The sequence below is a fragment of the Pantoea sp. X-Soil-MYKO-1785 genome, from assembly GCF_059730675.1.
In genome coordinates this window covers 3,086,763-3,100,320 of record NZ_AP036000.1, presented here as the reverse complement: position 1 = coordinate 3,100,320, position 13,558 = coordinate 3,086,763, and the positions used below count along the sequence as shown (strand labels likewise).

Here is a 13,558-nt window from a genome sequence, read left to right as displayed (position 1 = left end):
TTCAGTGCGGTAGCAGGAACAGGGTAGCCAGTCCCAGGAAGATGAAGAAGCCGCCGGTGTCGGTGATAGCGGTGATCAATACGCTGGAGCCGACGGCGGGATCGCGCTTCATTTTGGTCATCACCAGCGGCACCAGTACGCCCATCAGCGCTGCCAGCAGCAGATTCAGCGCCATCGCCAGCATCATCACGCCACCCAGCGCCAGATTGTCATACATCAGCCAGGTGATACCGCCCATAATCCCGCCCCAGAACAGGCCGTTGATCAGCGCCACGCCGAGTTCACGGACAATCAGGAACGAGAAGTTTCCCGGCTCAACCTGATGCAGCGCCAGCGCGCGCACAATCATGGTGATGGTCTGATTACCGGTATTGCCGCCGATGCCTGCGACGATCGGCATCAGAGTGGCGAGCGCCACGATTTGCGAAATAGTCCCTTCAAACAGCCCAATCACCCGGGAGGCGACAAAGGCGGTACAGAGATTAATCGCCAGCCATGCCCAGCGTTTACGCACTGACTTCCGCACCGGCGCGAACACATCCTCTTCCTGACTGATACCGCCCATTTTACGGATGTTGCTTTCGTTTTCGGCATTCACTAAATCAATGATGTCTTCAACGGTGATACGGCCAATCAGGCGGCCCTTTGCATCAGTAACGGCGGCGGATATCAGGTTATAACGTTCGAAGGCGCTGGCGGCATCTTCCGCCTTGTCGTTGAGCTGGAAAGTGGTGGGGCGGGCATTCATCACCTCACTGACCAGCGTTTTCGGCTTGTTCAGCAGAATATCGGTCAGCAGCAGTTCGCCCAGCAGCAGATTATCGTCATTAGTAATAAAAATTTTATCGGTGCCGCCCGGCATGCTTTTGTGCTTACGCAGATAGCGCTGTACCGTGGCCAGCGTCACGTCGTCGCGCACCGTCAGGATATTGAAATCCATCACCCGACCGACGCGGTCGCGGTCAAACTCCACCACGCTCAGCATGCGGGCGCGCAGGCCCGGTTCCACGGTCGCCAGCAGGCGGCCCGTCAGGTCACGGGGCAGATAACGCGCCAGCCACACCTGGTCATCAATATCCAGCGGTTCGATGGCACGCAGAATATCGCGATCGCTCATCTCTTCGGTCAGGCTGGCCCAGACGGTTTCTGACGCCTCCACCAGCACCAGACCGCGCCGTTCGTTCGGCACCAGTCGCCACAGCGCCTGACGTTCTTCTTCCGGTAATGCTTCCAGGATATCGGCAAGGTCGGCAGCGTGCAGCTGACGAATATCCTGTTCCAGCGCGTCACGCTGGGTCGCATTTTCACGTTGCTGTTCAGGAGTGAGGTCGCTGGATTTATCCAGTAACGCATCAACCAGATCGTGCTCGTTGAGCAGCAGCGTCAGAATGCGATGACGTATTTCACTTAAACGTTGAGAGTGTGAGGCAGACACATTGAATCCCTTTAGTCTGTAAGCACCAGCACGAAGTGTAGCGTTTCGCCTGAAAAAGGGATGCAAAAAATGGCGCAGTCAACCGGACGGCGGGGCAGTTTTTCAGGCGAAAAAGTCGTGTTCGCTAACGCGTATCGCCAGAACTGACGGCAACCGGTTCAGGCAGCGATTTTTGTTGCTGATGATGTTCGAAGGCAGCAGGCAGGATAAAAATCAGGCGGCTAAACAAAATGATAAAACTGATCAGCAACACGATACGGGTCATGGTGCCGGTCTTTTGACGTCTTCGGGGAGAAATAGCGCTGTTCACGCGGGGTGGTTCCTGTAATGACCCAAAGCTGGGCGACCGCAACATTTAGTCACAGTCGCCAGACGAAATCAATCGCTGTTGAAAAAAACAGCAGGCAAAGATCAGTAACTGGCTTTTTGCGCCAGCAGCGTGGCGAAGCGGCAGTTAATGCGATTGCCATGTTCATCTTTGCGGTGCAGCTGGCCAGGATTTTCGTTGTACTTCACGATATGCCAGTTACGGTAGTAATTGCTCAGCTCACCCGATTTAAACGCAAAGGTAAAATCGTCCGGGCACGGCATATCGTCGGTGTTCATCGCCGCCACGATCAGGTTGTAGCCGTTCTTCACCGTGCAGGCCTGCATATCAGCAATCAGCTGCGGAATGCTCTGCGGCTGCAGGAACATCATCACCACGGTCGACAGGACAAAATCGTAGCCACCGTTAAAGCGGGTCTGGTTCAGATCGCGTTGTTCGGTATGGATACCGCTCAGACCTTCCCGCTCGATAATATCGTGCAGACGCGCCAGGCTCTGCGGATTATGATCCCAGGCGGTGACGTCGAAACCGTGCTGATTAAGATACAGCGTATTACGTCCGCCGCCACAGCCGAGGTCGAGAGCCTTACCGACGTTGAGCTGGGGCAGCGCCGCCACGACTTCAGAGTGGGGCGGCGTCAGGCCGTAGGTTTCGGCGAAATAGTGTTCGTCACGCAGACGTTCGGTATGTTGTGTCATGATTATCAGTTCAGTTAAATGGGGGCCAGGCACCCACGTTATCAGGCCTCTTCGAGGATCAGTTTCCATCCGGTGACGTCGTTCCAGTAACCCTGTTCGCGCTCGAGATCGAGCTGCACCAGAGTGTTCTGACTGAAGTAGCCCGCGGGGAAAATCAGCGTCCAGTGACCGTCGTCGCACTTCAGCTCCAGGGTATCCGGCCGCGTAGTGGCCTGGCGCTGATTATTCAGCAGGGTACCCAGACGCAACAGGAAAATCAGCGGCACGAACTGCTTCTTCTTAAACAGCGTCACCCGCGGCAACTCATCGAGTTTCACCGCTTTCCGATGGAATCTTACCAGCGCCGCCAGCAGCATTTGCTGATCCTGATTAAAGCCAGGCATATTGGTGTTTTGCAGAATGTAGGCTGAATGGCGCTGCAGACCGCTATGGTTGATGGTCAGCCCGACTTCATGCAGCATCGCCGCCCACTTCAGCAGCGCCGCCAGTTGCGGATTTGCCAGCCTGGGATTCTGATCGCGCCACTGAAGATAGAGCTGTTCGGTGGTGTCGAGCACGCGTCGCGCCTGATCGCTGTCAATCGCGTAATGATTCGCCAGACTCTGCGCGGTGCGGCTGCGGATATCCTGATGGCGGAAGCGGCCTTCCATTTCGTACAGCACGCCTTCGCGCAGCGCGCCATCGGAGAGGCGCAGCTCGCGAATCGCCAGCGCGTCGAACACGCCGCACAGAATCGCCAGTCCCGGTACAAACACCCCTTTACGTTCTTCCGACAGGCCAGGCAGACTCAGCGCGGCAAATGACTTGTGCTTAATCACTTCGTCATACAATTTGTCGAGACGTTCAGGCGTAATCAGCTTCTCTTTCTCATCCATCGCCTGCAGCACTTCGCAGGCGGCTTTGATAGTGCCGGACGCGCCCAGCGCATATTGCCAGCCGTGCAGGCGATACTGCCACGCCAGCGTTTCCAGCTTCTGCGCGGCGGCTAAGCGGGCGCGACGGAAATTCTCGCGGCTGATTTCACCGTTGGGGAAATAGAGCTGCGCGAAACTGACGCAACCCATGCGGCGGCTTTCCACCAGCTGCGGCTCAAAATCCTCGCCAATCACCAGTTCGGTTGACCCGCCGCCGATGTCGATTACCAGCTTGCGACCTTTCTCCGGCTGAGTATGCTCCACGCCCATAAAGATCAGACGGGCCTCTTCATGACCTGAAATCACCTCAATCGGGTAGGGGATCACCTCGGCGGCCCGTTGCAAAAAGGTTTCGGCGTTGACCGCCTGGCGCAGCGTATGGGTGCCGACAATGGTGACATTGCTCGGGCTGAATCCCTGCAGACGTTCCGCGAACAGCGCCAGGCAGGTTAATCCCCGCTCCATCGCCTCTTCGCTCAGGCGATTACTGGCATCCAGCCCGTCAGCCAGATGGACGCGCTGTTTCAGGCGACCCAATACCTGCATCGCGCCATCCACCACCCGGGCGATGACCATATGGAAGCTGTTCGATCCGAGGTCGATCGCCGCAAACTCCTGGGGTTTTGGCGTACTTTTATGGGAAATTGGCATAGGATTTATTCAGGTTGTTCCAGGTTCTTGATGTAATCATAAATGGCCAGCTGCGATCGCACTTTGCGACGATTGCCGCGCTGGACGTAATGGTTACTCAACTCTTTATCGACGATGCGGGCTTTTACCGTATCACTTAACTGAATAGCAATAATGTCGAGTATGCGCTGCTTAATACGTGGATCGAGAATCGCCACCGCCACTTCGATGCGGTAATCAATGTTACGCGTCATCCAGTCAGCCGAGGAGAGGAACACTTTTTTATCGCCGCCATTGTCAAAAATATAGACGCGATCGTGCTCCAGATAACGGTCAACGATACTGATGACGCGAATATTTTCACTGATGCCCGGCAAATCGGGAATTAATGAGCACATGCCGCGCACCAGCAGATTGACCTTAACCCCCACGCTGGAGGCTGTATAAAGCCGGTCAACCAGTCCTTTGTCCACCAGATTATTGATTTTCAGAGTAATGCCGGATGGCTTTTTCTGCTGCGCATTGGCGATTTCGTTATCGATCAACTCATACAGCATCCGGCGTGAGTTCTGCGGTGACACCATCAGATGATCGAAGGTGACCGGCCGGTAAGGGTTCTCGATAAAGTTAAACACCCGGCGCACTTCGTTGGTGATACGCGCATCGGCGGTCAGCAACGAGTAGTCGGTATAGAGGCGGGCGGTTTTTTCGTTGAAGTTGCCGGTCCCGATATGCGCGTACCGCACAATCTCTTCACCTTCACGGCGGGAAATCAGGAACAGCTTGGCGTGGATCTTCAGCCCCGGCGCAGAGAAAATTACGTGCACGCCCGCTTCGGTCAGGCGCTTAGCCCAGTAGATGTTCGCCTCTTCATCAAAGCGCGCCTGCAGTTCAACCACCACCGTCACTTTTTTACCGTTATAGGCCGCATGAATCATCGCATCCATGATGCGTGAGTGTTTGGCGACGCGATAAATATTGATTTTTATCGCCAGCACGCTGGGGTCAAACGACGCCTGACGCAGCAGTTCCAGCACGTGCTCAAAGGTATGGTAAGGATAATAGAGCAGCACATCGCGATCGCGAATGGCATCAAAGCCATTGCGGAAGCCATCAAATCCGATATGGCGAATCTGCGGCAGCGGCCGGTTCACCAGGTTGTTTTTGCCGACGTTCGGGAAACCGATGAAGTCTTTAAAGTTGTGGTAGCGTCCGCCGGGCAATATGGAATCGAAGTTAGAAATGGAGAGCTTGTGACACAACAGTTCCACCATCGAATCGGGCATGTCGCGCTGGTAGACAAAGCGGACCGGCTCGGCGGTCAGGCGTTGCTTCAGGCTGGACGACATCAGCTCCAGCAGACTCGATTCCATCTCCGTCACCAGATCGTACTCGGCGTCACGCGTCATCTTCATCGAGTAGGCGTTCAGTGCGTCGTAGTCGTAAAAGCCTTTGAAAATATCGTCCAGGCAGTAACGTAAAATGTTATCCAGCAGGATCATCGGCTTACGACGACGCGGCGGCTCAGCCGGCAGATTAATGAAACGCGGCACTTTATCGGACGGGATCTCCAGCAGCGCATAACGAATGGTATCGCCGCGGATAATTTCCACCGCCAGATAGGTGTAATCGTCTTTCAGAAATTCGGTCAGGTCAGTTTCATGGGTGATCAGAATCGGCGAGATATGCTGGCGCAGTTCATGTTTGAAATAGTGGCGCAGCCACGCCTGCTGATTCGGCGAGAGCTGGCGCTCGTTGATCAGGAAGATCTGATTACGCGCCATCTCCAGCAGCAGATCGTTATACAGGGCGTCGAACTCCTGGTCAGACTTCAGGACTCGCTGCTGGATCTTCTTGAATAAATGACGTGGCGTACTGGCGGAACCCTGCTCTTCACCAATCAGAATGCGGCGTTTCAGGTCGGCGAAACGCACCTTGTAGAATTCGTCGAGGTTATTGGAGTAGATACCGAGAAAACGCATCCGCTCAATCAGCGGATTACTTTTGTCCGCCGCTTCCTGCAAAACCCGTTCGTTAAAGGATAACCAGCTTAATTCTTTTTCAATATAAAGCTTTACCTGACCCATTCTCACTCCATATAGCGGTTGCAGGACTGAAGATCCAGTGTCCCTGATCATTATGGCGAGAGTATGGCAGCGTTGTCCAACGTCAATAGTTGTCTTATCAACCGGCTACGGGCAACATAGCGGCTTGTTTTTGCCTGCTACCGGAACCGCATGAGCGTAAACCACATCCCAGTCCAGTTCAGCGACCGTAAGCGTCGTGCCGTTGACCGCCTGACGCGGCGGCTGGTCACGTCCTGTGGCATTGCGATTCTGCTGCTGATGTTGCTGCTGTTTTGCTGGCTGATTGGCGTGGTATTGCCGCTGTTCAGTGCACCGGGTCTGCAGATTGCCAGTAATCAGCAGCTGTGGGATCGCGCGCCGGCGTTAGCCCTCGGCAATGATGGTCGTATCGGCTGGCGTATCAGCGCGCACGGCGCGGCACGGTTTATCCCGCTGGATGGGCAACCGGCGGAACCGGCGCTGGCGTTATCGCCGGCACCGCAACAGGTGGTGCGCAGTGCCGACAGCCAGACGCTGCTGCTGAATATGCAGGGCGCGCTGATGCTGATGCAACCGACAGCGGAACAGCAGTGGCGTTTTCCGCTGGGCGACAAACCGTTTCACCTGCCGCACGGCGCGGTGACAAAAATGGCTCTGGCGACCCGTCACCCGGGCCAGTGGCGTATCGCCGCGCTGACCAGCCGCGGCCTGACGGTGCTGACGCTCGGCACCAATCAGCATGCCGCGACTATCGACCTGCCGCAGCCGCCGCCGGACCTGCTGACACTTTCTCCGGCAGGCGATCTGCTCTACACCACCGAAGGCAACGTGCTGCGCGTCTGGCAACTCGACGAGGATCAGGCGCGATTGCGTGAAACCCAGACGCTGCCGCAACGCCCGCAAAGCCTGCATCTGCTGGTGGGCGGTAAAAGCCTGTTAATTCAGGATCAGAGTGGCATCAGCCAGTGGTTTGCTATCGCCAGTTCCCAGGGGCCGCGTCTTCAACGCATCCGGACCTTTGCACACAGCGCAGGACCGGCGAAAGTGGTTACCGAATCACAACGTCGGGTGTTCGCAACCGTCAGTGAAACTGGCCTGCTGCGCCTGTTCGCCAGCAAACAGGACGGCCCGATTCTGCAGCGCCAGCTGGCGCCTGGTATTCTCGACGCGCAGTTCTCGCCGCGTGGCGACAGTCTGCTGATTGAGCGGGCTGGCAGCTGGCAAACCCTGCGGCTGGATAACCCGTGGCCTGATGTCACCTGGCGTAACTTCTGGCAGAAAATCTGGTACGAAAATTACCCGGCACCGGACTGGATCTGGCAGTCGACCGCAGCGGGCGACAGCTATCAGGGCAAGTTCAGCCTGGTACCGATGGTGGTCGGCACGCTGAAAGCCGCCAGCTTAGCGCTGCTGTTTGCCACGCCGCTGGCGCTGGCGGCGGCCATGTATACCGCATTTTTTATGGCACCGGGACTGCGTCGCTGGGTGAAACCGGCTATCGAAATGATGGGCGCGCTGCCGAGCGTGGTGGTGGGACTGATTGCCGGTGTCTGGCTGGCACCGCACATCAGTCAGGCGCTGATTGGTGTGCTGTTGTTGCCGCTGACGCTGGCCGCCAGTTTGCTGCTGTGCGGGGGGCTCAGCGCGCGTTTACCGGCGCGCTGGCGACAGCCAGGCCGGGAGGTGCTGATTCTGCTGCCGCTGCTGCTGCTGGTTACCTTACTGACGTTGTGGTTGCCAACGCTGTTTATTCCTGACGCAGGCGACTGGCTACCAGATTATGAACAGCGCAACCTGCTGGTGGCGGCGCTGGCGATGGGCTTTGCGCTGGTGCCACTGATTTTTACGCTCTCTGAAGATGCGCTGTTCAGCGTGCCTGCGGCGCTGGGGCAGGGGTCGCTGGCGCTGGGCGCGACGCCGTGGCAAACCCTGACCCGGGTGGTGCTGCCAGGCGCCTCGGCCGGAATTTTTGCCGCCCTGATGATCGGTCTGGGCCGCGCAGTGGGGGAAACGATGATTCTGCTGATGGCGACCGGCAATACGCCGCAAAGCCAGGGCGGATTGTTCAGCGGACTGCGCGCCCTGTCAGCCAATATCGCCATTGAGATGCCGGAAGCCGCCGCCGGCAGCGCCCATTATCGCATCCTGTTTCTCAGCGCCCTGATGCTGCTGCTGTTCACCCTGGTGATCAATACCGTGGCGGAGCTGATTCGTCAGCGGCTGCGTCAGCGCTACAGTCAGCAGGAGGAGCAGGTATGAAGGTGATGCGACAAAACGATCGCTGGCGCTGGTTAACCGCCGGTGCCGTGGCGGTCTGCCTGTTAGCCTTTACCCTGCTGATTGGGCTGCTGGCCTGGCAGGGCGTTCGGGCTTTCTGGCCGCAGCGGGTCGACCTTTACAGCTTCAGCCAGCCTGACGGGCGCGAGGTGCGTCTGCTGGGCGAAACCCTTGAGCATCAGCCGCGCTTTCCCGCCCCGGTGGATGAGCAGGGCAACAGCGGTGGAGAGGTTCATCGCTACCTGATTAAAACCGGCAACCGCGACTGGGACGCGCCCGATTTCCGCGTGGTCTACAGCCGGGAAGCGGCCAGCGTCAGCCAGCCAAAAGCGATCATGGTGTTGCAGCGCCGCAGTCACGGCCAGGCTTACGGCTGGTTTATCGGCCTGCGCGAGGATAATGAGGTCTTAACCGCCCGCAATCCCGATGCGCTGCTGCATCAGCGACTGGCGCAGGTGCAACTGCTGGTGCGGCAGGCCAGTCAGATTCGCCGGGTAGAGATGGCGCGCGTCAACAGCCAGCGTGAGCAGCTGGACGAGCAGGCCGCGCAGCAGCGCGCTGCCGGTCGCTTTGATCTCCAGACCCAGTCGGAATACCAGGCGAATCAGGCGGCCTTGCAGCGTCGTTTCGATCATCTCAGTGAGACGCTGGCCAGCCTGCAACAGCAGAGCCAGCGCGACGCTCTGATCCTGCGCGATGTGCACGGCATCGACCACACGATTCCATTAACGGAAATTGTCGATAGCTGGAAACCCAACGCAATGACGCTGGGCCAAAAAAGCCGCCATTTCCTGCAGCAGCTATGGCGCTTTGTCAGCGACTCGCCAGCTGACGGTGGCAGCGAATCCGGTGCGTTCCCGGCGATCTTTGGCACCGTGCTGATGGTGTTGCTGATGTCGATTGTGGTGATGCCGCTTGGGGTGATTGCCGCGATCTGGCTGCATGAATATGCCGGCCGCAACGCGCTGACCCGGCTGGTGCGGATTGCGGTGGTTAATCTGGCCGGGGTGCCTTCAATTGTCTATGGCGTCTTTGGCCTCGGCTTTTTTGTCTGGCTGGTCGGCGGCACGCTCGATCAGCTGTTCTTTGCCAGCGCACTGCCCAATCCAACCTTCGGCACGCCGGGCCTGCTGTGGGCGGCGTTAACGCTGGCATTACTGACTCTGCCGGTGGTGATCGTGGCGACAGAAGAGGGGCTTTCGCGCATTCCCAATAGTCTGCGTCAGGGATCGCTGGCGCTCGGTGCCACTCAGGCGGAAACCCTGTGGCATGTGGTGCTGCCGCTGGCGGTGCCGGCAATGCTGACCGGACTGATCCTCGCCGTGGCACGCGCAGCGGGTGAAACCGCACCGCTGATGCTGGTCGGGGTGGTGAAAATGGTGCCGGAATTACCGATCGATGCGGTGTTCCCCTATCTGCACCTCGACCGCAAATTTATGCATCTTGGCTTCCAGATTTACGATCTGGCGTTTCAGAGTCCGAATATTGAAGCCGACCGGCCGCTGGTGTTTGCCACTGCGCTGCTGCTGGTGGTGATTATTCTGTCGCTCAATTTGCTGGCGATGAGCCTGCGTCACCGCCTGCGTGAACGCTATCGCCTTATGACTCAATAACAGGCTATGACTATGACGCCCCACACTGACATTGCGCTCACCGTTAATCATCTTTCACTGTGGTACGGCGAGCGCCAGGCGCTGCAGGATATTTCGCTGCAGGTGCCGAAAAACCGTATTACCGCGCTGATCGGCCCGTCCGGCTGCGGTAAATCGACCCTGTTGCGCTGCTTCAATCGGATGAACGATGTGATCGATCACTGCCGGGTCGAGGGTGAAGTGCTGCTGGGCGCAGTGCCGATCATGCGGCCGGATCAGGATCTTTCCGCGCTACGTCGGCGCGTCGGCATGGTGTTTCAGCGGCCGAATCCGTTTCAGAAGTCAATCTATGAAAATGTGGTTTACGGCCTGCGCTTGCAGGGCGTTCGCGATCGGCGGGTGCTGAACGAAGCCTGCGAACGTGCGCTGCGGGCGGCGGCGTTATGGAGTGAAGTGAAGGATCAGCTGGGGCAAAATGCGCTGACGCTCTCGACCGGACAGCAGCAGCGGCTGGTGATTGCGCGGGCGATCGCTATCGAACCGGAGGTACTGTTGCTGGATGAACCGACCTCGGCGCTGGATCCGATCTCTACCCTGGTGATTGAAGAGCTGATGACCACGCTGAAGCAGCACTTCACGCTGGTGCTGGTCACCCACAATATGCAGCAGGCGTCACGCGTCTCCGACTATACCGCGTTTATGCATCAGGGCGCGCTGGTGGAGTTTGATGATACCGATCGGATCTTTACCGCGCCGAAACAACGACGCACCGAAGATTACATTACCGGCCGCTACGGCTAAGGAAAGGGAGAAGAGCGGGGTTGGTGAGGTGTGGATCACGCACCGGCTCAGGGAGCCGATGCCCTCCGTAAAGACGTAAAAACACTCTCCGTGGCGGCTCAGCGCGGGCGATTACGCACCTCATCCCTGAGGTGCTCCCGTAGCCGGGCCAACGCTTTGCGTTGTTCAAAAACGCACCCGACGTTTTTATCCATGGCCCGCGATGCTTTACTACGGGCCTGTGCTCCCTGAGCCTTTACTCTGCCAGCACTTCAGAAGAAACGATGGCCTCTGCTGCCAGAGCGTTAGTCGTTTGCATAACCCTGCGGCGGCAGGGGTTCACCGTCCAGCCAGGCTTTTCCGTCACGCATCCTGAGGCGTCCGTCGATAAACCAGCTAATCACCAGCGGATAGATCGCGTGCTCCTGATGCTGCACCCGCTCAGTAATCTCCGCTTCGCTGTCGTCCGGAAATACCGGCACTTTGGCCTGCAGGATCACCGGGCCACCATCCAGTTCATCGGTGACAAAATGCACTGAGGTACCGTGTTCGCTATCGCCATTCTCCAGCGCCTGACGATGAGTATGCAGGCCAGGGTATTTCGGCAGCAGCGAAGGGTGAATATTCAGCAGGCGGTCATGAAAATGCGCAACAAACCCACTGCTGAGGATCCGCATATAGCCTGCCAGCACCACCAGATCCGGCGAGTACGCCTCGATCTCGTTGATCAATTGCCGATCGAAGGCGTCGCGGTCAGCGAAGTCGCTGGCGGCCAGCGCTTTGGCGGGAATGCCCGCCTCCTGCGCCCGGGTCAGGCCATAGGCAGCAGCGCGGTTGCTGATAACGGCAGCGACGCTGCCGTTAATCCGCCCGCTGGCACAGGCGTCAAGGATGGACTGAAGGTTAGTTCCGTTGCCGGAAATCAGTACAACCAGCTTTTTCATCCGTTGATGACCACACGCTCTTCCGCATCGGAGGCCTTGATCACGCCCAGCTTCCACGCTTTTTCGCCGGCAGCCTGCATCAGCGCGACGGCTTTGTCCGCCTCGTCCGGGCTCAGGGCAATGATCATCCCGACGCCGCAGTTAAAGGTGCGGTACATCTCAAAGCGGCTGACGTTGCCCGCCTGCTGCATCCAGCTGAACACCGCAGGCCACTGCCAGCTCTTCTCGTCAATCACCGCCTGGGTGTTGTCGGGCAGCACGCGCGGAATGTTTTCCCAGAAGCCGCCGCCGGTCAGGTGCGCAATCGCATGCACATCGACCTGCTCAATCAGGCTGAGGATATTTTTCACGTAGATGCGGGTCGGTTCCAGCAGGTGATCAGCCAGCGGTTTGCCTTCCAGCTGTTCAACCAGCGGGTCGGTATTGCTGACTTCCAGAATCTTACGAACCAGCGAGTAGCCGTTAGAGTGAGGACCGCTGGAGCCGAGCGCGATCAGCACGTCACCGTCCTGCACTTTACTGCCGTCGATGATTTCTGATTTCTCAACCACGCCGACACCGAAACCGGCCACGTCGTAATCTTCACCGTGGTACATGCCCGGCATTTCAGCGGTTTCGCCGCCGACCAGAGCACAACCCGACTGCAGACAGCCTTCGGCAATGCCGGTGATCACCGCAGAAGCGGTATCAACGTCCAGTTTGCCGGTGGCGTAATAGTCGAGGAAGAACAGCGGCTCTGCGCCCTGAACTACCAGGTCGTTGACGCACATCGCGACCAGGTCAATGCCAATCGCATCGTGGCGCTTAAGGTCCATCGCCAGACGCAGCTTGGTGCCGACGCCATCGGTGCCGGAGACCAGCACCGGTTCACGGTATTTTTGCGGCAGCGCGCAAAGCGCACCGAAGCCGCCCAGTCCACCCATTACTTCCGGGCGACGCGTCTTTTTCACTACGCCTTTAATACGGTCAACCAGGGCGTTACCAGCATCAATATCAACACCGGCGTCTTTGTAACTGAGAGAGGTCTTGTCGGTCACTGCGAGGTCCCCACGCGAGTTGCGGTTGGTGGTTTAAATAAAGCGCGGCAATTCTACCAGCGCAGGCAAACGTTTGCGAGTCCGGGATTGCGCACCAGACGATTTTCATCAATCCTTATTTTGTCCCGGTAAATGCCGCCGCCTTGCGCAAGGATAAGTGGCGCGAAGGCAAAAAGGCGGTATAATCCCGCGATTTTTTTTAGCTCAACTCATTCCGGGAGAACACCAATGAAGATCGTGGAAGTCAGACACCCGCTGGTCAAACATAAACTGGGCTTGATGCGTGAGCATGATATCAGTACCAAGCGTTTCCGCGAGCTGGCATCAGAAGTAGGCAGCCTGCTGACCTACGAAGCCACCGCCGACCTGGAAACCGAAAAAGTGACTATTGAGGGCTGGAACGGCCCGGTGCAGATCGATCAAATCAAAGGTAAAAAAATTACGGTGGTCCCGATTCTGCGTGCCGGTCTTGGCATGATGGAAGGCGTGCTGGAGCATGTTCCCAGCGCACGCATCAGCGTGGTGGGCGTTTACCGTGATGAAGAAACCCTGGAACCTGTTCCGTATTTCCAGAAGCTGGTCTCGAACATTGAAGAGCGCCTGGCGCTGGTGGTAGACCCGATGCTGGCGACCGGTGGCTCGATGATCGCCACTATCGACCTGCTGAAAAAAGCCGGTTGCAGCAGCATTAAAGTGCTGGTGCTGGTGGCCGCGCCTGAAGGGATTGCCGCTCTGGAAAAAGCGCATCCTGACGTCGAGCTTTACACCGCCTCGGTCGATCAGGGACTGAACGACAAAGGTTACATCATTCCTGGGCTCGGTGACGCCGGGGATAAGATTTTCGGAACCAAATAAAT

General features: G+C 57.7%; 11 protein-coding genes. 4 read left to right on the top strand and 7 right to left on the bottom strand.

What is annotated here, in order from left to right; all coding sequences use genetic code 11:
* Window position 1: 1 nt before the first annotated feature.
* The 5 genes from mgtE to ppk1 all read right to left on the bottom strand — a co-directional run bounded on the left by mgtE (window position 2) and on the right by ppk1 (window position 6,092).
* Window positions 2-1,435 (bottom strand): magnesium transporter, encoded by a 1,434-nt coding sequence (gene mgtE / locus AC6I8D_RS14720; protein WP_312055068.1) that lies wholly within the window; start codon window positions 1,433-1,435, stop codon window positions 2-4.
* A gap of 124 nt (window positions 1,436-1,559) precedes the next feature.
* Entirely contained in the window at window positions 1,560-1,745 is a 186-nt protein-coding gene (locus AC6I8D_RS14715) for a YfgG family protein (protein ID WP_031375371.1), read from the bottom strand.
* A gap of 101 nt (window positions 1,746-1,846) precedes the next feature.
* Window positions 1,847-2,461 carry a tellurite resistance methyltransferase TehB gene (gene tehB, locus AC6I8D_RS14710; RefSeq protein WP_312055065.1) on the bottom strand — a complete coding sequence of 205 codons (615 nt, stop codon included), beginning with the start codon at window positions 2,459-2,461 and terminating at the stop codon, window positions 1,847-1,849.
* Between the two features lie 41 nt (window positions 2,462-2,502).
* Window positions 2,503-4,026: an exopolyphosphatase gene (gene ppx / locus AC6I8D_RS14705; RefSeq protein ID WP_312758999.1), complete on the bottom strand. Its 1,524-nt coding sequence runs from the start codon at window positions 4,024-4,026 to the stop codon at window positions 2,503-2,505.
* Between the two features lie 5 nt (window positions 4,027-4,031).
* Window positions 4,032-6,092 (bottom strand): polyphosphate kinase 1, encoded by a 2,061-nt coding sequence (ppk1, locus tag AC6I8D_RS14700; RefSeq protein WP_031375373.1) that lies wholly within the window; start codon window positions 6,090-6,092, stop codon window positions 4,032-4,034.
* A gap of 150 nt (window positions 6,093-6,242) precedes the next feature.
* On the opposite strand from ppk1, the gene AC6I8D_RS14695 reads away from it, so the two are divergent.
* The 3 genes from AC6I8D_RS14695 to pstB are packed head-to-tail and all read left to right on the top strand — an operon-like array spanning window position 6,243 to window position 10,741.
* Window positions 6,243-8,330: an ABC transporter permease subunit gene (locus tag AC6I8D_RS14695; RefSeq protein WP_497820392.1), complete on the top strand. Its 2,088-nt coding sequence runs from the start codon at window positions 6,243-6,245 to the stop codon at window positions 8,328-8,330.
* Entirely contained in the window at window positions 8,327-9,961 is a 1,635-nt protein-coding gene (pstA, locus tag AC6I8D_RS14690; RefSeq protein ID WP_312055061.1) for a phosphate ABC transporter permease PstA, read from the top strand. The genes AC6I8D_RS14695 and pstA overlap by 4 nt, the downstream gene beginning before the upstream one ends.
* 12 nt (window positions 9,962-9,973) lie before the next feature.
* On the top strand, window positions 9,974-10,741 hold the full coding sequence (gene pstB / locus AC6I8D_RS14685; protein WP_497820391.1) for a phosphate ABC transporter ATP-binding protein PstB: 768 nt from the start codon (window positions 9,974-9,976) through the stop codon (window positions 10,739-10,741).
* A 284-nt stretch (window positions 10,742-11,025) separates the two neighbouring features.
* Here the strand turns inward: pstB and purN are convergent, their stop codons facing one another.
* Together purN and purM are read right to left on the bottom strand one after the other, a co-directional pair.
* Window positions 11,026-11,664 carry a phosphoribosylglycinamide formyltransferase gene (gene purN / locus AC6I8D_RS14680; protein ID WP_497820390.1) on the bottom strand — a complete coding sequence of 213 codons (639 nt, stop codon included), beginning with the start codon at window positions 11,662-11,664 and terminating at the stop codon, window positions 11,026-11,028.
* Entirely contained in the window at window positions 11,661-12,701 is a 1,041-nt protein-coding gene (purM, locus tag AC6I8D_RS14675; protein ID WP_497820389.1) for a phosphoribosylformylglycinamidine cyclo-ligase, read from the bottom strand. Before purM ends, purN begins: the two co-directional genes overlap by 4 nt.
* A gap of 228 nt (window positions 12,702-12,929) precedes the next feature.
* On the opposite strand from purM, the gene upp reads away from it, so the two are divergent.
* Entirely contained in the window at window positions 12,930-13,556 is a 627-nt protein-coding gene (upp, locus tag AC6I8D_RS14670) for a uracil phosphoribosyltransferase (protein WP_031375379.1), read from the top strand.
* The last annotated feature ends 2 nt before the right edge of the window (window positions 13,557-13,558 follow it).

Bases quoted from the DNA above. Each gene is read 5' to 3' on its own strand.
- pstA (WP_312055061.1), top strand. From the start codon at position 8,327: ATGAAGGTGATGCGACAAAACGATCGCTGGCGCTGGTTAACCGCCGGT.
- pstB (WP_497820391.1), top strand. From the start codon at position 9,974: ATGACGCCCCACACTGACATTGCGCTCACCGTTAATCATCTTTCACTG.
- ppx (WP_312758999.1), bottom strand. From the start codon at position 4,026: ATGCCAATTTCCCATAAAAGTACGCCAAAACCCCAGGAGTTTGCGGCG.
- AC6I8D_RS14695 (WP_497820392.1), top strand. From the start codon at position 6,243: ATGAGCGTAAACCACATCCCAGTCCAGTTCAGCGACCGTAAGCGTCGT.
- tehB (WP_312055065.1), bottom strand. From the start codon at position 2,461: ATGACACAACATACCGAACGTCTGCGTGACGAACACTATTTCGCCGAA.
- ppk1 (WP_031375373.1), bottom strand. From the start codon at position 6,092: ATGGGTCAGGTAAAGCTTTATATTGAAAAAGAATTAAGCTGGTTATCC.
- purN (WP_497820390.1), bottom strand. From the start codon at position 11,664: ATGAAAAAGCTGGTTGTACTGATTTCCGGCAACGGAACTAACCTTCAG.
- upp (WP_031375379.1), top strand. From the start codon at position 12,930: ATGAAGATCGTGGAAGTCAGACACCCGCTGGTCAAACATAAACTGGGC.